Source organism: Bacillus cereus group sp. BfR-BA-01309, from assembly GCF_022664315.1.
In the GTDB taxonomy this organism is placed as follows: domain Bacteria; phylum Bacillota; class Bacilli; order Bacillales; family Bacillaceae_G; genus Bacillus_A; species Bacillus_A mobilis.
Genome location: NZ_JAKUHE010000002.1, coordinates 423586 through 445376, shown reverse-complemented (window position 1 = coordinate 445376; position 21791 = coordinate 423586). Strand labels below are relative to the sequence as shown.

The window sequence follows — 21791 nt, the reverse complement described above, 5'->3', positions numbered from 1 at the left end:
ATATATGCTTGTCCAAAAAAAAAATGCCTATTTAGGCATTTTTTTCGTTCGGTTTTGGAACTTCTTTAATCGTTAAGTATAGAACAATTAAAACAACTGCGATATAAATGAATGTTGAACCAGGTACAACAATTTTGAATAAATCCATAATCATAAAGAAGATTGTTGGAATTGTGTAGCTGTATGCAGTTAACGTCCATACTTGCTTATAAGATAATTTACGTTGACCACTCATAGCAGAACCTATAAACGCAAGTAAAGTGATTCCTAAGAAAGTAATAAACAATTGGAATAGGTACACTAACACGCCAATAACGGCTAGTAAAATTGGATAAATACTATCGAATACAGAAATAAAATCTTGCAAATCTTTCTTCTCAAGAGATGTCCCTAATAAATCATTATAGGAGTATGTTTGTTGCTGACCATTTCCTATAGAAACTACTTTATCTTTTAAAATAAATAAACCAGTTTTGTTTTGATATTGTTCTATATCTGTTGTATTGGGATCAAATACGAAAAGAGCATCTCCCTCTTCCTTTTGAATAGGTTGTTCAATATCTGCTTTTAGTTCACCGTTTTCGATTTTAAAATCAGGTAAATCTTTTTCAATTGCTTGATTTACCATAGTAACACTATCTTGGATAAAGCTACCGTAAAAGAATGTTCTTGGAATAGTAGTGATTAGACAAAGTAGCATAATATACAAAATGGTTTTTCCGATTTTTTGAAAACGGAATAGCGCCATATCTTTAGGCGAATATACGCTTTTTGCTAATTGGGTAAATATGGACATAGATTCACTTCCTTTGTGTATGTATAAAATCATTGTAACGTAGGAATCTAGAGAATCTCAAGATATATTATATTTACATATAGTGGAGATAACTAAATTTCTTTTTATTAATTTTCTTCTTTTAAATGAGAAAAATACAATTGACACTTTTCTTTTTCGTATGGTAAATTTATCTTACATTTCTTAAAGGATATATCCGATAGGAATTCCTTTATTTGATATGTTGTTACATACATAATTGTGGACCCTTAGCTCAGCTGGTTAGAGCAGACGGCTCATAACCGTCCGGTCGTAGGTTCGAGTCCTACAGGGTCCATATCCATTTCACATGTTTATTACGTCAGTAGGAAGCTTCCTTGTAGAAGGGAGCTTTTTTTACGGAATATATGAGCATTTTAATTGAAAAGAAGTGGGAATTTTGCTACGTTAATGATAGCAAGACAATGTGATTTATTTGTTTGCACCCTATGGCAATTAGGGTAGAATGAAGTTGTATGTCACTTAAGTGGCAATACATAAACTGGGAGGAATATAACAATGGCAAAACACGAATTACCAAATTTACCTTATGCGTATGATGCTTTAGAGCCTCACTTTGACAAAGAAACAATGAACATCCATCATACAAAACACCATAACACGTACATTACAAACTTAAACGCTGCTTTAGAAGGTCATGCAGAATTAGCTGACAAAAGCGTAGAAGAATTAGTTGCAAACTTAAACGAAGTACCAGAAGCAATCCGTACAGCAGTACGTAACAATGGTGGCGGACATGCTAACCATACATTCTTCTGGACAATCTTATCTCCAAACGGTGGCGGACAACCAGTAGGCGAACTTGCAACTGCAATTGAAGCGAAATTCGGTAGCTTCGATGCATTCAAAGAAGAATTCGCAAAAGCTGGCGCAACTCGTTTCGGTTCTGGCTGGGCTTGGTTAGTAGTAAACAATGGTGAGTTAGAAGTAACAAGCACGCCAAACCAAGATTCTCCTCTAACTGAAGGTAAAACTCCAGTTGTTGGTTTAGATGTTTGGGAACATGCTTACTACCTAAATTACCAAAACCGTCGTCCAGACTACATCGGTGCATTCTGGAACGTTGTAGATTGGAACGCTGCTGAAAAACGTTACCAAGAAGCTAAGTAATTGTAATAACGATAGAAAAAGCTAGGAGAATTCTCCTAGCTTTTTTCTATGCTTTCCTTTTACATAATTGGGCTTGTCTTTGGAAGACTAGAACATGAAGTAAAGGAGAGTTGTGTATGAAGTGGAAACATATAATTGGTGACGTTGAAGTGAATCGGGATTTAGTGTTATTGCTCCTTATTGGAGGTTTATACACGCTCGCAATTTCTTTATCGAATACGTTTGTTAACATTTATTTATGGAAACAAACACAAAATTATGTGAATCTTGGCTTGTATAATTTGGCCAGCGTTGTATTACAGCCTCTCACATTTCTTATAGGTGGGAAATTAGCGAAACGTATTGATCGCTCAATCTTGTTACGAATAGGCGTAGGCACGTTGGCAATTTTTTTTATCGTTGTTTTAGTAGCGGGAAAAAGCGCTTCTCACTATATTTTATTAATGGGGGCTCTTTTAGGAGTCGGATATGGTTTTTACTGGCTCGCGTTTAACTTATTAACATTTGAGATTACAGAACCAGAAACAAGAGATTTCTTTAACGGGTTTCTTGGACTTCTTACATCCTTCTCTGGCATGATTGGACCGATAGCAGCTGGATACACAATTTCACGTATGGAAAAATGGAGTGGCTATACGGTCATATTCTTTCTTTCGTTATTGTTATTTGCAATTGCTGTCATTTTAAGCTTTTTTGTATCTAAGAGAGAATGTGAAGGACGGTATGAAATTGTACAAGTATTGAAAGAGCGGCAGATTGATAAAAATTGGGGAAGAATTACACGTGCTCATTTTTTCCAAGGGCTGAGAGAGGGAACGTTTATTTTTGTGATTTCCGTGTACGTGTATTTAGCAACTGATAGCGAACTCGCATTAGGGAAGTATAGCTTAGTAAATTCGGCTGTATCATTTGTGTGTTACTATTTAGTTACTCGTATGTTAAAGAAAGAATGGCGAAAAAAAGCAATTTTGCTTGGAGGCATTATTTTATATGCTGTCGTATTTTTAGTTATATTCAATGTTACATACGCAAAATTACTTATTTATGCAGCGTGTATTGCGATTGCATACCCTATTTTGCTCGTTCCGTACGGGTCCATGACATATGATGTAATTGGCAGAGCGAAAAATGCGAGAGAGTGGCGTGTAGAGTATGTAGTTGTCCGGGAATTATGGTTAAATGCAGGAAGAATTTGCTCGATTTTAAGTTTTTTATGTGCTGTACTATTCTTTCCGCCTGAAAAAAGTTTACCTTACTTATTATGTATTTTAGGTGCAGGACATTTTCTTATCTATTTTGCAGTTAAAAATGTCAAATATGCTGAGGGAAATGCGAGTAAAACAAGTGTTGTAACGCAAGCGACTGCGCAGAACCAAACAGAACCAGAAGGTTAACTTCTCGGTTGTTTTATGCTAGAATAGAAAAAGATGTAAGACAGCAGTGAGGACACCTGTATGAAGGTGTCCCTTTCACATTACATAGCTGTTGGTAGAGGGGGTTTGTATGAGCAAGAAGCAGAAACAACAAAAGAAAAAGACTCACGTTCCTTTTCGGTTAAACGTGCTGTTTTTCTGCGTGTTTTTATTGTTCTCCGCGGTTATTGTAAGGCTTGGATATGTACAAATTGTTCGCGGTGAGGAATATAAGAATGAAGTGGAGAGGAAAGAGAACTCGACGATAAGTAATCCTGTACCACGTGGGAAAATATTTGACCGTTATGGACGAGCTGTAGTAGATAATGCAGCTGTGCGTACGATTACATTTACAAAAATGAAAGGGTCAACTGCAGAGGCTCGCTTAGAAACAGCGAAAAAGCTAGCAGATTTGATTGAAGTACCGACAGATAAATTAACAGATCGCGATAAAAAAGATTATTGGCTTGCTATGCATAAAGAGGAAGCGAAAGAAAAAATTACAAATAAAGATCGTCAAGAGTTAAAAGATAAAAAAATTGACGATAAAGAATTAGATGAGCGTCAACGAAATCGCGTGACAGAAGAAGAAGTGAATCAATTATCTGCAAAAGATTTAGAAGTGCTAGCAATTAAAAGCAAAATGGACGGCGGATATGCGATGACACCTCAAGTTATTAAGAAGGATGCTACAGAACAAGAATATGCGATTATTAGTGAAAACCTAGCAGCATTACCGGGTGTAGATACGAATGTTGATTGGGATCGAAAATATACGTATGATGATTTATTCCGAAGCGTTCTTGGCGGAGTTTCGACATCAGATGAAGGTTTACCGAGAGAAAGACTAGATTACTATCTTGTTCGTGATTATAATCGGAATGAACGAGTAGGAAAAAGTTATCTTGAACAGCAATATGAAGATAGCCTACATGGTACGAAAGCGGAAGTGAAAAATATTACAGATAAAAATGGTAATATTTTGGAAACGATTAATGTATCACAAGGACAAAGCGGTAATAATCTGAACTTAACAATTGATATGGAATTACAAAAGCGTGTGGAGGATATTATTACCAAAAATTTAACGAAATTTAAAGGGTCAGAACCTCTTTTAGATCGAGCATTTGTTGTAATGATGAATCCGAAAAATGGTGAAGTGTTATCTATGGCTGGGAAACAATTAGTGGATGAAAATGGCGAAACGAAAGTACAAGATTTCGCATTAGGAACGATGACAAGTTCTTATCCGATGGGATCGACTGTAAAAGGTGCGACAGTACTTACAGGATATCAAACGGGTGCAATTCAACCGGGTTCAGTTCAACTCGATGAACCAATCGTATTAAAAGGGACGAAGAAGAAATCTTCTTGGAAGACGATGGGATATATTAACGATTTAACAGCATTAAAAATGTCTTCTAACGTATATATGTTTAAAACAGCGATGAATATCGCTAATGCTCCATATGTTAGAGGTGGTACGTTAAATATACCGCAAAAAGCATATGATACGATGCGATACTATTATGGTCAGTTTGGACTGGGTGTAAAAACAGGCATTGATTTACCGAATGAATCTGCTGGACAAAGAGGTACTACAGACAATATCCCAGGTTTCTTATTAGATTTATCAATTGGACAGTATGATACGTATACACCACTTCAATTAGCGCAATATATTTCGACAATTGCCAATGGTGGATATCGTATGCAACCGCAAGTTGTTAAAGAAATTCGTCAACCGGAAGCGAAACCAGATGAAGTTGGAAAAGTTATTCATTCGATGGAGCCAAAAGTGCTAAATCGTATTGATATGCCTGAATCACAAATTAAACGTGTTCAAGAAGGATTTAGACAAGTATTTAACGATTCAGGCGGTACAGCTACGAAATACTTTACTGGTGCAAAATATAAAGCTGCAGGGAAAACTGGTACAGCGCAAACTGTGTATGGTGGAGATAAAGCGATTGGTAAAAAAGCAGATGGTCAGCGTGTGGAGACTTATAACTTAACATTAGTAGGTTATTCGCCACTTGAAGATCCAGAAGTAGCATTCTCTGTTGTTGTTCCGTGGGTACATGATGATAAGACTGGTATTAATGGATACATTAGTCGTGAAATTATGGATGCTTACTATGATTTGAAAAACCAAGAAATAAATGGTAAAGATGCAAAAGATAATAAAAATGAAAAAGAAGATCAAGATGAGGAATAAAAAGGTTGTAAAAAAGCACACTATCTGAAAAGATAGTGTGCTTTTTTTTATGGTTCACGCATACGTTTTAATAAAGTGGACAAGCATATTATATCGGAAAATCAAGGGGCCCATAAATGATACTTGTGCATCTTTCTGGAGGATAACGGTTTTATGGACCAATCATCAGCGAGGATGAACAATGGCTACGGATTAAATTTTTACTTAATGTTGATTCTTGTGGAACTTTACAAAACTTTTACAAACAATTAAAACCGAATTAATAGTTTAGCAGTATTCTTATATCTGTAATCCTGTTATTTCCGGTTACTTCTAGGAGGAAGAACACGTGAAATGGATAAGTGCATCGATTAAAGTTTTCATACTGTCGACATGTTTCCTTTATGTTGGCACGTCTACTGCATTTGCTGTGAATGAAATGGGAGAAGTGAGAGTTGATGGATCCTCAACAGTTTTTCCTATTATAGAAGCGGTAGCAGAGGAATATACAAAGGTGCATCCAAACGTGAAAATTTCCATCAGTGTTTCTGGAACAGGAGGAGGATTTAATCGTTTCAGTAAAGGAGAAGTAGATATAAATAATGCTTCGAGATCAATGAAACAAGTGGAAGAAAATGAAATGAAGAAAAACTCCATTCAGTTTACACCGTTTGAAGTCGCTTACGATGGCCTTACGATCGTTGTGAGTCGCCAAAATACTTGGGTAGACAATATGACGGTAGACGAGTTACGTCTATTATGGAGTGAAGATGGAAGCGAAAAGCGATGGTCACAAATTCATTCATCATGGCCACGTGAACAGGTGAAGTTTTATGCGCCAGGTGTAGACTCTGGTACGTTTGATTATTTTCAAAATGTCATCTTACAAAATAGTCGCATTGTAAAAAAAGTCTCTTTGTCTGAAGATGATCAAGTTATTATGCAAGGGGTAATGAATGATAAAAATGCCATTGCTTTTGTAGGATATGCTTATTATATGGCCAATCGAGATAAGGTGAGAGCAATAAAAGTGAATGGTGTACTTCCGACGAAAGATACCATTCAATCAGGTAAGTATAAGCCATTATCTAGGCCGCTATTTGCTTATGTGAATGATGCATCTATCCGAAATAAAATGAATGTAGCAAATTATATTGAGTTTATGATTCAGCATGTAGGTAATCTTGCTGAAGAGGTTGGATATGTAAAATTACCAAAAGAAAAATACAATGAACAGCTGCGGATGTTAACAGAAATAAAAAGGTAATGTCAGGGTGGAAAGGGGTTTTCATCTTTGGCTCATAATGACAAAAGTCAATTTACATTTTCTGTACAACATTTGATTGAAAGAAATACAAAACAAAGAAAAAAAACGCAGCGAATCAATCGAATCGTTCCATTATTACTAAAAATAATTGCTAGCGTGTCTATTGTGACGACACTTGGAATTATTTTTACATTGGCAAATGAAACATTGATGTTTTTTCAAAAAATACCATTACTCTCCTTTTTGACGGGAAAAGAATGGTTACCTTTTTTTGAAGATCCTAAATTCGGTATATTACCACTTATATGTGGAACGTTCCTTGTAACAGCAATTGCCATGCTCGTAGCAATTCCTATCGGCTTAGCGTGTGCCGTATTTTTAAGTGAATATGCTTCAAACGGTGCAAGGAAAGTATTAAAACCGATGTTAGAACTATTAGCAGGTATTCCGACAATTGTATATGGTTTTTTTGCATTAACAGTTGTCACACCGCTTTTACAACGGATTATACCAGATTTACAGTTTTTTAATGCGATCAGTCCAGGTATTGTTATTGGCTTTATGATGATACCTACAATTGCGTCTCTATCTGAAGACGCGATGAGAGCTGTAGCGAAAGGAACGAAAGAAGCTTCGTTAGCACTTGGAGCAACTCGGTTTGAGATGGTAAAACAAGTCGTATTTCCTTCGGCTTTTACAGGGATTATGGCAGCGATCATATTAGCTGCTTCCAGAGCAATTGGTGAAACGATGATCGTTGTAATTGCAGCGGGATCCACACCGAATGTATCACTCGATCCGACACACTCTATTCAAACGCTAACAGCCTATATTGTGCAAGTGAGTTTAGGTGATGCTCCGCATGGAACAATTACTTATTACAGCATGTATGCTGTAGGCGCAACTTTATTCTTATTTACTTTTATCATGAACATCATTTCGCAGTCTATTATGCGCCGCTTTAGGAGGGTGACATAATATGCGAATGTTGAATCATAAAAAAATACAAGCGAATATGGCATCACGCTTTTTAAAAGACCGAGTTTACAAATTGATATTTTATATAGCAATTTTATTTTCAATAGTAATACTGCTTATTTTACTTTTTCAAATTTTCGAAAAAGGTATAAATTACCTTTCGTTAGATTTCTTTATAAACTTCGCTTCGCGTAATCCGAAAGAAGCTGGGATTGCTGCAGCTTTGTCAGGAACAATATTATTTATGAGTATTGTTATACCAGTCTCCTTTATATTTGGAGTCGGAACTGCTCTTTATTTAGAGAAATATGCGAAGGAATCTATATTTAAAAAGGTAATAGAAATTAATAATCAAACGTTAGCAGGAGTACCTTCCGTTGTATTTGGATTACTCGGCTTAACTATTTTTGTATATGCTCTTCATTTAGGTGAGAGTATCATTGCGGCGGCACTGACGATGAGTTTACTCGTTTTACCGACAGTTGTTGTAGCGAGTCAAGAAGCGATACGATCTGTGCCAAGTTCATTATTAGAAGCTTCTTACGGATTAGGTGCTACGAAGTGGCAAACGATGTATCAAATTGTATTGCCATATGCTTTCCCAGGAATTATAACGGGTTGTACGTTAGCGATATCAAGAGCGATTGGAGAAGCGGCACCGTTATTAGTTATCGGGGCACTTGCATTTGCAAATTATGTTCCATTTAGTATGTTTGATAGATTTACAGTTTTACCAATTCAAATTTTTAATTGGATGAGTAGGCCGCAAGAAGAATTTCAGTATGTAGCAGCTGCTGGAATGATTGTTTTGTTAGGTTTGTTGCTCTTTATCAATATATTTGTCTTATGGTTACGAAATCGAAAATAAGTTGGAAATGGATGAAAGGGGAATTCAAATGGTAGCAACAGTAGTAAATGTACAGGTGAAAAACGAGGAGAAAATCGAGACTGCACCAAAGAAAGTAGTATTTGATACGAAAAACTTAAATTTATGGTACGGAGAAGACCACGCTTTAAAAGATATTAACTTAAGCATTCATGAGAATGAAGTTACAGCAATTATCGGGCCAAGTGGTTGTGGTAAATCAACGTACTTAAAAACATTAAATCGTATGGTAGAGTTAGTACCGATCGTGCGAACTACAGGTGTAATTGAATATAGAGAACGCAATATATTTGATAAATCATACCCAGTTGAAGAATTAAGAACTCATGTGGGAATGGTGTTCCAAAAGCCAAATCCATTTCCAAAATCTATTTATGAAAATGTAGCATATGGACCGAAAATTCATGGTATTCGTGATAAGAAAACATTGGATGAGATTGTTGAAAAAAGTTTACGTGGAGCAGCGATTTGGGATGAGTTAAAAGATCGTTTGCATGATAATGCATACGGTTTATCTGGTGGACAGCAACAGCGTCTATGTATCGCACGTTGTTTAGCAATTGAACCAGACGTTATTTTAATGGATGAGCCAACATCGGCACTAGATCCAATTTCAACATTAAAAGTAGAAGAATTAATTCAAGAGTTAAAGAAAGACTTTAGTATTGTTATCGTAACGCATAATATGCAACAAGCAGCACGTATTTCAGACAAAACTGCTTTCTTCTTAAGTGGAGAAGTTGTGGAGTATACAGATACAAATAAATTATTTACGACACCTTCAGATAAGCGTACAGAAGATTATATTACAGGCCGATTTGGTTGATGTCGTTGCAAGGCTAAGAGCAAATACCCTCTTAACAGAGGGTATTTCTTATTTGCTGAGAAGGAATACTTCTCCTATTTTAAGGCTGATTACAGAGAGAAGAGGCCTTAAAATAGGAGATTTATATATATAATGGCACATAATATTGAGGGGGAAGAAACGATGGTAAGAGAACAGTTTCAGTGTGATTTAAAAACGTTACAGCAAAAGGTGATTGAGCTTGGAGAGCTAGCGAGGGAGGCTTTATTGCTTGCTATGGAAGGTCTTCATAAAAGGGATGTAGAGAAAGCGTTAGAGGTAATAGATGGTGATTATCGTATGGATAATTTAGAAGAGGAAATAAATGATCTTGCGCTTATGCTTATTACGAAGCAGCAACCTGTAGCAAGTGATTTAAGAAGGATTTTCATTTCAATTAAAACAGCGACAGATTTAGAGCGTATTGCAGATCATGCCGTTAATATTGCAAAATCAACAATTCGTCTTGGGGAAAAAGAAGTAGTTGTTAGTTTGCACAATCTTGATGAAATGTTTGCAATTGCAGATAAGATGTTACAGTTAGCATTGGAAGCATATGAGCAAGAAAATTTAACTTTTGCGAAACAAATTGCTGAAATGGATGATTCAGTTGATGAAATATATGGGAAAGCGATTCGTGAATTTATATCTTCAGTTCCAGAACAACCAGAAGCGATTACACAAATCACACAATTATCCTTTGTGGCGAGATATATCGAGCGTGTAGCAGATCATATCACAAATATTGCTGAAAATGTTTTTTATTTAGTAAAAGGAAAGCATTACTTATTAAATGAATAAAGAAAAAAGCAGGTGAAACATCACCTGCTTTTTTTAGTCAAAACATGACAAAAAAAGCTCGTTGTTTCCTTTAGTTTATGATGATAAGATGTATCATAATATAATGGAAAAAATAGGGCATATATGTTATTCATTTCATAAGTAATATTTTACCTAATTAATAGTAAGCGCTTTCTTATTAGGTGTTTAAAAGGTACATGTATATAGGGAGTTTTACTGCCTGTAAAAGCCTGAGTGGTCAGGGTTAATAATCAGTGGGAGATGCAGCAAAATCCCTACTAATTAAAGTTTCATTTTATACTGCTAGTTAATGCGGGGTAGATAATATACATATCGTATATGAAGTTACTGAACATTATATAAGTGGAGGCTGAAGTATATGAAGGGGGTTATTTTAGCTGGAGGAAAAGGACGACGCCTTAGACCATTAACATGTAATACTCCAAAGCCGATGTTGCCATTATTAGAAAAGCCAGTTTTGGAATACAATATTGAATTATTACGTCAGCATGGTATTCGTGAAATTGCAATTACTGTTCAGTATATGAGCACAGCCATTAAGCAATATTTTGGTGACGGTAGCAAATGGGGCGTCAATTTGTACTACTTTGAAGACTCTCCGCCGCTTGGAACCGCAGGGAGTATTAAACAAGCGGAAACATTTTTAGATGAAACGTTTGTTGTGATAAGTGGGGATGCGTTAACTGATTTTCAATTATCAGAAGGAATTACGTTTCATGAGCAAAAGAAAAGAATGGTAACTATGTTTGTAAAGGAAGTAGAAAATCCACTCTCATTCGGTTTAGTTGTAATGAACAAAGAACAAGAGGTTACACGATATATAGAAAAACCGAGCTGGAATGAAGTAGTCTCTAATATTGTGAATACAGGTATATATATTATGGAGCCAGAAATTTTTTCTTACATACCGCCCCAAGAATTTTTTGATTTCAGTCAAGATGTGTTTCCATTATTGGCAAATAAGAACGCATTATTTGCATATTTGTCAGAAGGCTATTGGTTAGATATCGGTACATTTGATCAATATCGCCAAGCACAATTTGATTTGTTAACGAAAAAATTACAAGTGCCTATTCCTTATACGGAAGTATTGCCGATGGTATGGATGGGAGAAGGTGTGGCGATTGGAAAAGGAACGAAAATTCACGGCCCTTCTTTTATTGGAGAGGGAGCAAAGATTGGTGCTGGAGCTGTAATTGAGCCGTACTCTATTATCGGGAAAAATAGTATTGTTTCAAGTTATTCTCATCTTCAAAAAAGTATTGTTTTTGCAAATGCGCACATTGGGCAGTATTGCGAGCTATTAGAAACGACAATAGGAGAGCATACAATGGTGGAAGATGACGTTACACTGTTTCAAAAAAGCATTGTAGCGGATCATTGTCATATAGGGAAAAGTACGGTAATTAAGCAAAAGGGAAAACTATGGCCATATAAGGCGATTGACAGCTATTCGGTAGTAGGATCGGCTGGTGTTCAAGAAAGTGAAAAGAGTGCAGGGTGGTTGCAAAAAAGCCGCATTGTAGGAAGAGGTAATGTTGAGATCACTCCTCAATTTATTGTGAAGGTTGCGATGGCGTATGGATCTCTTTTTGCTAAAGGAGAAAGTATATTAATCGGGAGTCAAGAACATATAGAAACGACTTCTTATAAAAATCTTTTTCTTCATGCGATTCATGGTATCGGGGTTCATACGATGGAATGCAAAGAAATGAACGAGTCGCTTTTTCAGTATAGTATTCAGGATTTGCAATGTGCAGGTGGGGTTTTCATTCAAGTGGAAAATGAAAAAGAGGTTGTAATAAAGTTGTATGGTAAGGATGGGGTACAATTAACGTATAAGCAGCAAAAAGCGATAGAACAAGTATATATTTCTGAGTCGTTTTATTACGTATGTGAGAAGGAAATGGGACAGAATAAGCTAGTCCACGTTTCTTTACATGATTATATAGAGGCTGTATTAGAACGCATTGATATTGAAAAAATACAAAAACAGAAGTTTCATCTTCTTATTAATAAAAGAAATGATATGTTACAACATTTAATTATGCTCTTTTTGCAAAGGCTTGGATGCACAGTTACATGGATTTATGCAGGTGAACAAAAGGATCATGTGAAAGCCTTGATGAAATCAAGTAAAGCAAATATGGCACTTATGTTTTCCGAGCAAGGAAATTATTTCGAGTTATATGATAATCATAGTAATATTTACCAAGGTACAGATTTTGAGGAGGTAGATATTCCGGATTTATTGCTTGAATCGGCAGGAAATATTTACCCAATGTCTTTGAAATTAGGAGAATGTTACCTTCTATTTTATACGCAGGATGAAAAAAAGTCGTTTCAAGCGAGATGGAAGAGAGATATTTTATATCGAATAGGAAAATTATTTGAGCTAATAGCATTGCAGGGAAAAACATTTCTCAGCATAGTAGAGCAATCGCCGCCACTTTATTTACTGTGTGATGAAGTTGTATGTTCATGGAATGAAAAAGGGAAAGTAATGAGGAAATTATTAGCTGATATGGAAAGAAAAGAAGAAGGTATATTTGAAGGAGTACAGTTCAAATATACCGAAAAAGAGTGGTCTTATATCGTTTCCGACACAAAACAACCGAAATTTTTAGTGTATTCGCATGCTAGAAACCCAGTAATAGCAAGGGAAAACATGAAAAATCTTATAGAAAAAATTAGACAATATCAAAAGGTGTAGAATTTTTATTTTAAAAGTGGTATTATAGTATAGTCTGATTTAAGTTATTAGTACTGGAGGGAAATAAGAATGCGTGTGAATATTACTCTAGCATGTACAGAATGCGGAGATCGTAACTATATCTCAAAGAAAAACAAACGTAACAACGCTGAGCGTATCGAGCTTAAAAAGTATTGCAAGCGTGACAAGAAGTCTACGTTACACCGTGAAACAAAGTAAGCAGTAGGAATATTTTCCTACTGTTTCTTTTTTTATTCGATTCCTCTGTTAAAAGTGATACACTATCATCGTAGAGACAAGTATCACTGTGAGGAGGAAAATGTGTGAGAGAAGAGAAACTACGTTTACGTAAACAAATAATAGAGCACATGAATTCTTTATCAGAAGAACGGTATACAACTTTATCAGAGCAAATTGCATTTTCGTTGTATGCGCAAAAAGAGTGGGTTGAAGCTAAAACAATCGGAATCACTCTCTCAATGGAAAATGAAGTGAATACATATCCTATTATCGAAAAAGCTTGGGAAGAGGGAAAGAACGTTGTTGTTCCGAAGTGTAATAAAGGAACACGAACAATGTCCTTCCGACAAATTAGTAATTTTGATCAATTAGAAACAGTGTATATGAATTTACGTGAACCAATTCCAGCGCTTACGGAAGAAGTTGGTGCAGATGACATTGATCTTCAAATCGTGCCGGGCGTAGCTTATACAGGGCGAGGAGAACGGATTGGATATGGCGGTGGCTATTATGATCGTTATCTCGTGCATTATAAAGGGAAAACGCTATCATTAGCTTATAGTTTTCAAATGGTGGAACATATTCCAGTAGAGCCGTTTGATAAAAATGTAGAAAAAATTATTACAGAAAAAGGAACAATGGTTAAAAATGGGCTTGTATAGACAAATAAAAATTGACGAGACTTTTTCTTCTTGATTATAATAAAATATGTGAACGTTTTCTTATTATAATTTTTTATAGTAAGTGAGCATAGAGGGTGATGAAATGGTATCTATTTATGATATTCAGCAATTGCTAAAGAAATTTGGTACGATTATTTATACGGGTGATCGAATTGCAGATTTACAATTAATGCAAGATGAATTGCGTGAATTAAATCAATCACAGCTAATCGATCCACAAGACTATCAAACAGCTTTATTTTTATTGAAGCAAGAAATTCAAAAAGAGCTAAATAAGAATTAGATAAAGGTAGGTAAGCAACATGGAAGAGAAATGGTTAGTTGGTGTTGACCTTGGTGGTACAACGATTAAATTAGCATTTATTAATGTGTACGGTGAAATTTTACATAAGTGGGAAATCCCTACGAATACAAATGAGCAAGGAAAACATATTACGCTTGATGTAGCGAAAGCTATTGATAAAAAGTTAGAAGAGTTAGGCGAATTGAAAAGCAAGTTAATCGGTATTGGTATGGGAGCTCCTGGTCCTGTACACGTGGCATCTGGAATGATTTACGAAGCGGTTAACTTAGGGTGGAAAAACTATCCGTTAAAAGATTTATTAGAAGTAGAAACAGGATTACCTGTTGTTATTGATAATGATGCAAACTTAGCAGCGCTTGGTGAAATGTGGAAAGGTGCTGGTGAAGGAGCAAAAGATTTAATTTGTATGACACTTGGCACTGGTGTTGGCGGCGGTGTAATTGCCAACGGTGAGATTGTACACGGCGTAAGCGGTGCTGCTGGTGAGATTGGACACATTACAGTCGTTACAGAAAATGCTTTCCCATGTAATTGCGGGAAGTCTGGTTGCCTAGAAACAGTAGCATCTGCAACAGGTATTGTGCGTGTTGCTATGCAAAAAATACAAGAGACTGATAAAGAGAGTATGCTACGTTCTATGTTAGCCGAAGAAGGGCGCATTACATCAAAAGATGTGTTTGAAGCACTTGGACAAGGTGACGAGCTAGCAAGCGAAGTAGTAGAAAAAGTAGCTTCTTATTTAGGATTAGCTGTAGCGAACCTTGCTAGTACGTTGAACCCAGAGAAAATTGTTATTGGCGGCGGTGTGTCTAAAGCTGGAGATGCACTATTAGAGCCAATTCAACGCTATTTCGAGCAATATGCTTTTTCACGTGCTGTAAAGAGCACGAAGTTAGCGATTGCAATACTTGGTAATGATGCAGGTGTTATCGGAGGAGCTTGGCTTGTAAAAAAGCACAAATACGAAGCGAAGATGGTATAAATTGTGAAATATGAAAAGAGGAAGGGGAAACCCTTCCTCTTTTTGTGTGAAATCTTGATGAAGAATAACATGTTAATGAATTAAGCTGCTGGTGGGTACCCGTTATATAGAACAGTCATGATTGTAAACCATCCGAAAACGAGTACAGTTGCAATTGCAAAGCCGCCTGCGAAAAAGTTCTTTTCACGAAGTGTTCTAAGCGTAGCAAATACAGCTAACAGAGTGACTAGCGCAAAAATAATAACAAGGCCCATACAATATCCTCCTCTGTCTACTCATTCCTTAATGTGAGTTTTTGGAATATTTACTCTTTTATATTGTACATGTTTTAAAAATGATTGTCGAGATAGCATCCTTTCTTTTCCTAAGAGAAAAAAATGTTGTATCATTGAAAGTAAGTTTAATAATTGGAGGAGATTTTCATATGAAATGGATACAAATGCCGTTAGGCCCATTACAAACGAATGCTTATATTTTAACGAATGATCAAAATGAGTGTATTATCTTTGATCCTGGTCACGAAGGAGAGAAGCTCGTTACATATTTACAAGAAGAACAATTAAAGCCACTGGCTGTTTTATTAACACATGCTCACTTCGATCATATTGGCGCTGTTGATGCGGTAAGAGACGCTTTTCATATTCCTGTGTACGTACATAAAGAAGAAGCAGATTGGTTAGGAGATGCAACTGTAAATGGCTCTCAAATTTTTATGATGAATCGCAGCATTACAGCAAAACCAGCAGATCATATTATTGATGCAGAAGGTGCACTAGCAATTGGTTCATTTAATTTTGAGATTTTTGAGACGCCAGGACATTCTCCGGGCAGTATTTCTTATTACTCTAAAGAGGCGAATGCTGTATTTTCTGGAGATGTATTGTTCCAAATGAGCATCGGAAGAACAGATTTACCTGGTGGAAGTTTTGCTGAATTGATTGGAAGTATTGAAGAAAAATTATTTGTATTACCAGATGAAACAGCGGTGCTATGTGGACATGGTCCAGAAACAAGCATTGGTTTTGAAAAAGAAAATAATCCATTTTTACAGTAAGGAGTCATTATGGGGATGGAGCTCATTTTAAAAGAATGGATGGGGAAAGAGAAGGATTATTCAATTTCGTATAGTATGTATATGAACCTTGTATTGTATACAGAGGGGCATGGCTATTATATGAAAGAACGTGAAAAAATTGGAAGAAAAGGGGATTTCTTTACAAGTAGCAATGTGTCCTCTGTTTTTGCAAAAACCTTTGCTAAGTTTTTTATTCGTCTTGTTGAAAATGGTGAAGTTGCTCCGAATATTTGTGAGATTGGTGGGGGAACAGGAAGGTTTGCCTATGATGTTTTACAAGAATGGAAGCAATTATCTCCAGAAACCTTTATCGATTTAAGTTATTCAATGATTGAAATGAGCCCTTTTCATAGAAGCTTGCAGCAGAAAAATCTTTGTTCGTTTTCAAATGTGTCGTATTATACGTCGCATAGTGAAATGGGAGAATCGTTCGATGGGATTCTTTTTTCGAATGAGTTGTTTGATGCATTTCCTGTTGAAGTAATTGAGAAGAGAAATGGAATGTTGTATGAGGTACGTGTTACGTACACGGAGGAAGGGAAACTTGCAGAAGTATGGAGGCCGTTACATAAAAGCATCGGTCGATACTTATTGAAATATAATATTCATCTTGCAGAAGGTCAGCGTTTTGAAGTGCCAATTGCGATGGAAGAATATATAAAAGAAATTGCGAAATGGTTTCAAAAAGGTATATGTATTACTGTTGATTATGGATATACAAAAGAAGAATGGATGCATCCTGCACATCAAGAAGGAAGTTTACGAGGGTATTACGAGCATAAGCTAATCCGTAATCCTTTAGCACATCCAGGTGAAATGGATCTTACTACTCATATTCATTGGGACGAACTGAAAGAGATGTTTAGCTTGCAAGGCATGAATACAGTATGGCATAAGAAACAGTCTGAATTCTTGTTAGCAGCAGGAATATTAGATCAGCTTACGGGTCACCAAGATAGAAATCCTTTTTCTGAAACTCAAAAACAAAATCGTGCAGTTCGTTCTATGATTTTGAGCGGAGGATTAGGGGATGCATTTGATGTTGTTATACATACGAAACATATGCAACAGTTACGCTTGGAACGGTATTTGAAAATATAAAAAAACAAGACACAGCATATTTCTGTGTCTTGTTTTTTAATACGACTTATGTAGCATCATATATTTCCTCTCATGATATATATTTATATTAAAGATATGAGATAAAAAATATAGAATACGCCCTTTTTCTCTGTTTATGAGTCCCTAACCCAATAATACGCGAACGAGTTGAATAATTGTCTCGTTTTCTACTTTGTAATAAATTTCCAACCCTTTTCTTTCACTTGAAACGATTTTAGCACTTTTTAACTTTGCTAAATGCTGTGAAATTGTAGATTGTGGCATGTTTAAGCCAGTGTACATTGTAGAAACGTTGCTTGGACCACGTTCAATTAATCCTTTTACAATACATAAGCGAACAGGATGAGCAAGTACTTTCAATAATTCTGCATTGCTTTCATATAGTTCTATTTCTTTTTGAAAGGTTTCTAACATGTTCTTTTCCACCTCCGTGTGAGCTGTTATACCATACTATACATACCAAAAAATTAAAGAAAAGAAAACAGTTGTTGCAGAAAAAAATTCCTAAAGTAAAGAAATTGTAAGAAAAGAGACCCTGATGTAAATAAAGTAGATAAATTAGCACGGTTTTGTAAAATGACATTTTTGGGTGAAAATTTCGATGCGTTTTAAAAATTGAAAGATATAGATATATTTGTAACACAATTTTATCATGAATTTCTTATTCTTTCAAATGAATATACGAAATTTTTAAAATAATATGACAAAGGAATTATAATGTTATATATAGAATATAAAACAGGTTATAAGAAAAGAAGCTGAACGTAGTCAGCTTCGTTATGGTGAAAACGAAATGTTTGAATATAGCTGATAAATTTTAGAATTACCAAGACATTAGTTATATATTCTAGCGTTCACCCTGTATTAATTTTAAAAATCTGTGATTCCATATATTTTCATAAAAATCAATTGTATCTTTTGCAGACATAAATGGATTATTTAACGTAGAGGTTGCTTTCTGTACCATGAAGTTTTCGTATCCTAGTCCATGAGCGAATTTAATCGTAGCATCCATACAGTAATCTGTTTGGGCACCACAAAATTCAATACGACGTACAGATAATCGATCTAAAACCTCTTTTAAGTTTGTCTTATAAAATGAATTGGCATGTGTCTTTCTTACAAAAAAATCTTGTTCTTGAACATCTAAATCAGCATGAATAGCCCAAAGCTCTTTTTCGGGTACTAAATCATCATCACAATGTTGAACGAAAAGAATTGGTTTATTTGCTTTTCTGTATGAAGAAATTCTATTATTTACTTTTGTAAGTAAGTTTTGTAAATCAAATAAATGTTCTTCGCTATAACATACTCCATTTTGTAGATCGATAACGATTAAAACATCTGCACAAGTATCCATTATTTTTGCCCCTTTTTTTACTTCTTAATATATCAATTAATTTATTGCTTGGAAAAAGATGGTTCTTTTTCGTTTTTTTATGAACTATACGAAAAGTAAAATATACGCAACAGCATAAAAAGAAGATATGAAAATTTAATTTCATATCTTCTTTTTTCTCTATGCATTTACAGGTTCTTCTACATAAGAAAGGGCATTTTCAAAATCGGATATTAAATCGTCAACATTTTCAAGGCCGACGGATAATCGAAGTAATGAATTAGAAATCCCTCTTTCATCACGAGCTTCTTGCGATAGTGCTGCATGTGACATTTTAGCTGGGTAGGAAAGAATCGATTCGACAGCTCCTAAACTAACGGCAAAGACAGGTAATTTTACTTTTGATAAAAATTGGCGGAGTGCGTCTTCTGATTGTAAAGTGAAAGATAGGACAGCTCCGGCTGATGTAGCTTGAGATTGTTGAATATCAAATCCAAGATGTGTTTGTAAACCAGGATAATAGACATTTTGAACTTTAGCGTGCTCTTGTAAATAGTGCGCAATTTTATTGGCGTTAGCAGCTGAATGTTCAAGACGTACATGCAATGTTTTTAGGCCGCGAAGCACGAGAGAACAATCTTGAGGACCTAAAATAGCGCCGAATGCATTTTGTAAAAATCCAAGTTTTTGGGCGAGTTCGGCATCTTTTACAATAGCTAATCCGGCAGTAACATCACTATGACCGGCAATGAATTTTGTGGCACTATGAAGAACGACGTCGGCACCAAGATCAAGTGGCTTCTGGAATAATGGTGTCAAAAATGTATTATCAACAAAAGTAAGGGCATTAATAGATTTGGCAAGTTTAGAAACAGCACGAATATCTGTCACTTTTAAAAGTGGATTAGAAGGTGTTTCCACATAAAAGAGTTTTGTGTTTGGCTTAATGTTCTGCTTTATTTCTTCTAAATTGGTCATATCAACAAATGTATGTGAAACACCGTAACGGGAGAGAACTTCAGTTATAATTCGATAAGTGCCTCCGTATACGTCTTCTGAAATGAGTACGTGATCACCTTGTGAAAGAAGGAGGAATGCAGTAGAAATCGCTGCAATTCCCGATGCGAAGGCAAATCCTTTTGTTCCGCCTTCCAATAAAGAAATGATATCTTCAAGAGCTTCACGTGTTGGATTACCAGATCGGCTATAGTCATATTTCCCGAACGTATCTACATCAAATTGGTGAAATGTTGATGTGTTATAGATGGGAACGTTAACAGCTCCTGTTTGCGAGTCATGTTTATATTGGTTGTGCAGTAAGAGTGTATCTATAGAATAACTCATATTCTTACACCTTCTTTTACAAGTTTAATGGCTTGCTTTAAGTCTTGAATTAAATCGTTACTATTTTCAATGCCAACGGAAAATCGTAGAAGCCGATTGCATACACCGTTGGCTGTTCTGATTTCTTCAGGAATATCAGCGTGTGTTTGCGTTGCTGGATATGTCATTAAACTTTCAACACCACCAAGACTTTCAGCGAATGTAATTAAGGATAAAGATTGTAAGAATGGATTAATCCACGTTTCATCTTTCAGACGAAATGAGATCATGCCACCTCTTCCAGGATAAAATACATCTGTTACCCCGTCCTCATCATTTAAATAAGAGACAACTGCTTTTGCATTTTCTTCATGTTGTTTCATACGAAGCGCTAACGTTTTCATACCACGAATTAATAGCCATGAGTCAAATGGGCTTAAGACCACACCAGAGGCATTATGATAATGAGCGATTTCCTCACAAAGTTCCTTTCCTTTTGCAACGACAAGTCCGCTTAGTACGTCGTTATGCCCACCTAAATATTTCGTTGCACTATGCAGTACAATGTCAGCACCTTCTGTTAATGGCTGTTGTATATAAGGCGTGTAGAATGTGTTGTCTACAATAAGGAGTAGTCCGTGTCTTTTCGCTACAGTTGCGACAGCGGCAATATCAGTAACTTGCATTAATGGATTAGTCGGAGTTTCTATGAAAATAGCTTTCGTTTCAGTTGTGATAGCTTTCTCAATTTGTTTAATAGATTGTGTATTTACGTATTTACATCGAACGTTCCACTTTTTTTCGTGCTCAGAAAATAATCGATAAGTGCCCCCGTATAAATCTTCAGACACAATAAGTTCTTCTCCAGAACGGAATAGCGAAAGGACGAGGAGAACAGCCGCCATTCCGGAGCTACAGGCATAACCTTGTTCGCCGTATTCTAAGTCTGCGATTGCCTGTTCTAAAAGACCGCGAGTTGGATTTCCAGTTCGTGAATAGTCAAAACCAGTAGATTTACCAATTCCTTCGTGACGATAAGCAGTTGAGAAATAAACAGGCGGATTAACAGTTCCTGTTGTAGTTTCGCTCCGGTTTCCGATTTGTGCTAGTTTTGTTTCAATATTTGACATGTAAAAATTCCTCCTTTTTAAATTAACAATTAAGTGAATGTAAAATAAAAAAAGCCTTCTAAGAAGAAGGCTTTCGGTTTGAATAGAGTCTTCTTCTCATCTGTCAAATCTTTCACAATTTGCTGGAATTAGCACCTTATTAACAAATGTTAATGGTTGCTGAGGCGTCATAGGGCCAGTCCCTCTACCTCTCTAGATAAGAATGTTCGTATGAAATTTTATTATGTTTTTAACTTTACAACAAAAGATAATTGAATTGCAACTTTATTTTAAATAATTTTTATTTTTCCGCAAGTGTCATTGACTTTTGTATTTGTGCATGCTAAATTTATTAAAAAATTAACAAACATTGTTAAAAGGGGAACGCATTTCCTTTTAGCTACATAAATAAAATAATAAAGACAAACTCTTATTGAGAGCGGTGGAGGGAAAGGCCCTGTGAAACCCGGCAACCTTCAAACTAAATGTTTGAAACGGTGCTAATACCTGCAAAACGAATGTTTTGCATGATAAGAGGAGGATCGATTAT

At 35.8% G+C, this 21791-nt stretch carries 21 protein-coding genes, 1 tRNA gene and 2 riboswitches; of the genes, 16 read left to right on the top strand and 6 right to left on the bottom strand.

Features of this window, described 5'->3' with window-relative positions; translation table 11 throughout:
- Positions 1-31 precede the first annotated feature (31 nt).
- Positions 32-796: a DUF1189 domain-containing protein gene (locus MR115_RS05950; protein WP_061677337.1), complete on the bottom strand. Its 765-nt coding sequence runs from the start codon at positions 794-796 to the stop codon at positions 32-34.
- A 242-nt stretch (positions 797-1038) separates the two neighbouring features.
- On the opposite strand from MR115_RS05950, the gene MR115_RS05945 reads away from it, so the two are divergent.
- The 14 genes from MR115_RS05945 (at position 1039) to glcK (ending at position 15273) form a co-directional block, all read left to right on the top strand.
- Positions 1039-1112, top strand: a tRNA-Ile gene (locus MR115_RS05945).
- Between the two features lie 221 nt (positions 1113-1333).
- A complete protein-coding gene (gene sodA / locus MR115_RS05940; protein WP_001052034.1) occupies positions 1334-1945 on the top strand; it encodes a superoxide dismutase [Mn] in 612 nt (203 codons plus the stop codon).
- 116 nt (positions 1946-2061) lie between these two features.
- Complete coding sequence (locus tag MR115_RS05935; protein ID WP_242240449.1) at positions 2062-3339, top strand: MFS transporter; 1278 nt, start codon at positions 2062-2064, stop codon at positions 3337-3339.
- Between the two features lie 109 nt (positions 3340-3448).
- Positions 3449-5575 carry a peptidoglycan D,D-transpeptidase FtsI family protein gene (locus MR115_RS05930; protein ID WP_242240447.1) on the top strand — a complete coding sequence of 709 codons (2127 nt, stop codon included), beginning with the start codon at positions 3449-3451 and terminating at the stop codon, positions 5573-5575.
- Between the two features lie 328 nt (positions 5576-5903).
- On the top strand, positions 5904-6821 hold the full coding sequence (gene phoX, locus MR115_RS05925; RefSeq protein WP_071721126.1) for a phosphate ABC transporter substrate-binding protein PhoX: 918 nt from the start codon (positions 5904-5906) through the stop codon (positions 6819-6821).
- Positions 6822-6848: 27 nt separating this feature from the next.
- The gene (gene pstC / locus MR115_RS05920) at positions 6849-7799 is read left to right on the top strand and encodes a phosphate ABC transporter permease subunit PstC (RefSeq protein WP_242240445.1); all 951 of its coding nucleotides are present in this window, start codon (positions 6849-6851) and stop codon (positions 7797-7799) included.
- A 1-nt stretch (position 7800) separates the two neighbouring features.
- Positions 7801-8667 carry a phosphate ABC transporter permease PstA gene (gene pstA / locus MR115_RS05915; RefSeq protein ID WP_242240442.1) on the top strand — a complete coding sequence of 289 codons (867 nt, stop codon included), beginning with the start codon at positions 7801-7803 and terminating at the stop codon, positions 8665-8667.
- A 28-nt stretch (positions 8668-8695) separates the two neighbouring features.
- On the top strand, positions 8696-9511 hold the full coding sequence (gene pstB, locus MR115_RS05910; protein ID WP_000226681.1) for a phosphate ABC transporter ATP-binding protein: 816 nt from the start codon (positions 8696-8698) through the stop codon (positions 9509-9511).
- A gap of 162 nt (positions 9512-9673) precedes the next feature.
- Complete coding sequence (gene phoU, locus MR115_RS05905) at positions 9674-10330, top strand: phosphate signaling complex protein PhoU (protein ID WP_033656402.1); 657 nt, start codon at positions 9674-9676, stop codon at positions 10328-10330.
- Positions 10331-10709: 379 nt separating this feature from the next.
- Positions 10710-13064, top strand: coding sequence for a sugar phosphate nucleotidyltransferase (locus MR115_RS05900; protein WP_242240439.1), 2355 nt, complete (start codon positions 10710-10712; stop codon positions 13062-13064).
- A 69-nt stretch (positions 13065-13133) separates the two neighbouring features.
- The gene (rpmG, locus tag MR115_RS05895; RefSeq protein ID WP_001265616.1) at positions 13134-13283 is read left to right on the top strand and encodes a 50S ribosomal protein L33; all 150 of its coding nucleotides are present in this window, start codon (positions 13134-13136) and stop codon (positions 13281-13283) included.
- Positions 13284-13387: 104 nt separating this feature from the next.
- Positions 13388-13966 carry a 5-formyltetrahydrofolate cyclo-ligase gene (locus MR115_RS05890; protein WP_063260802.1) on the top strand — a complete coding sequence of 193 codons (579 nt, stop codon included), beginning with the start codon at positions 13388-13390 and terminating at the stop codon, positions 13964-13966.
- A 103-nt stretch (positions 13967-14069) separates the two neighbouring features.
- A complete protein-coding gene (locus tag MR115_RS05885; RefSeq protein WP_000253699.1) occupies positions 14070-14270 on the top strand; it encodes a YqgQ family protein in 201 nt (66 codons plus the stop codon).
- Between the two features lie 19 nt (positions 14271-14289).
- The gene (gene glcK, locus MR115_RS05880) at positions 14290-15273 is read left to right on the top strand and encodes a glucokinase (protein WP_063260803.1); all 984 of its coding nucleotides are present in this window, start codon (positions 14290-14292) and stop codon (positions 15271-15273) included.
- 80 nt (positions 15274-15353) lie between these two features.
- On the opposite strand, the gene MR115_RS05875 is transcribed toward glcK, so the two are convergent.
- Positions 15354-15527, bottom strand: coding sequence for a DUF2759 domain-containing protein (locus MR115_RS05875; protein WP_000524846.1), 174 nt, complete (start codon positions 15525-15527; stop codon positions 15354-15356).
- A 170-nt stretch (positions 15528-15697) separates the two neighbouring features.
- Here MR115_RS05875 and MR115_RS05870 point away from each other — a divergent pair, with 170 nt between their 5' ends.
- A complete protein-coding gene (locus MR115_RS05870) occupies positions 15698-16327 on the top strand; it encodes an MBL fold metallo-hydrolase (protein ID WP_063260804.1) in 630 nt (209 codons plus the stop codon).
- Positions 16328-16336: 9 nt separating this feature from the next.
- Positions 16337-17449, top strand: coding sequence for a class I SAM-dependent methyltransferase (locus MR115_RS05865; RefSeq protein ID WP_242240436.1), 1113 nt, complete (start codon positions 16337-16339; stop codon positions 17447-17449).
- 144 nt (positions 17450-17593) lie between these two features.
- On the opposite strand, the gene MR115_RS05860 is transcribed toward MR115_RS05865, so the two are convergent.
- The 4 genes from MR115_RS05860 to metI form a co-directional block, all read right to left on the bottom strand.
- On the bottom strand, positions 17594-17884 hold the full coding sequence (locus tag MR115_RS05860; protein WP_000894375.1) for an ArsR/SmtB family transcription factor: 291 nt from the start codon (positions 17882-17884) through the stop codon (positions 17594-17596).
- Between the two features lie 433 nt (positions 17885-18317).
- On the bottom strand, positions 18318-18830 hold the full coding sequence (locus MR115_RS05855; protein WP_242240434.1) for a cysteine hydrolase family protein: 513 nt from the start codon (positions 18828-18830) through the stop codon (positions 18318-18320).
- Between the two features lie 159 nt (positions 18831-18989).
- On the bottom strand, positions 18990-20153 hold the full coding sequence (gene metC, locus MR115_RS05850; protein ID WP_242240432.1) for a cystathionine beta-lyase: 1164 nt from the start codon (positions 20151-20153) through the stop codon (positions 18990-18992).
- Positions 20150-21262 carry a cystathionine gamma-synthase/O-acetylhomoserine thiolyase gene (metI, locus tag MR115_RS05845; protein WP_242240429.1) on the bottom strand — a complete coding sequence of 371 codons (1113 nt, stop codon included), beginning with the start codon at positions 21260-21262 and terminating at the stop codon, positions 20150-20152. Before metI ends, metC begins: the two co-directional genes overlap by 4 nt.
- A 93-nt stretch (positions 21263-21355) precedes the next feature.
- A riboswitch (SAM riboswitch) is annotated at positions 21356-21465 on the bottom strand.
- A 203-nt stretch (positions 21466-21668) separates the two neighbouring features.
- A riboswitch (SAM riboswitch) is annotated at positions 21669-21778 on the top strand.
- The last annotated feature ends 13 nt before the right edge of the window (positions 21779-21791 follow it).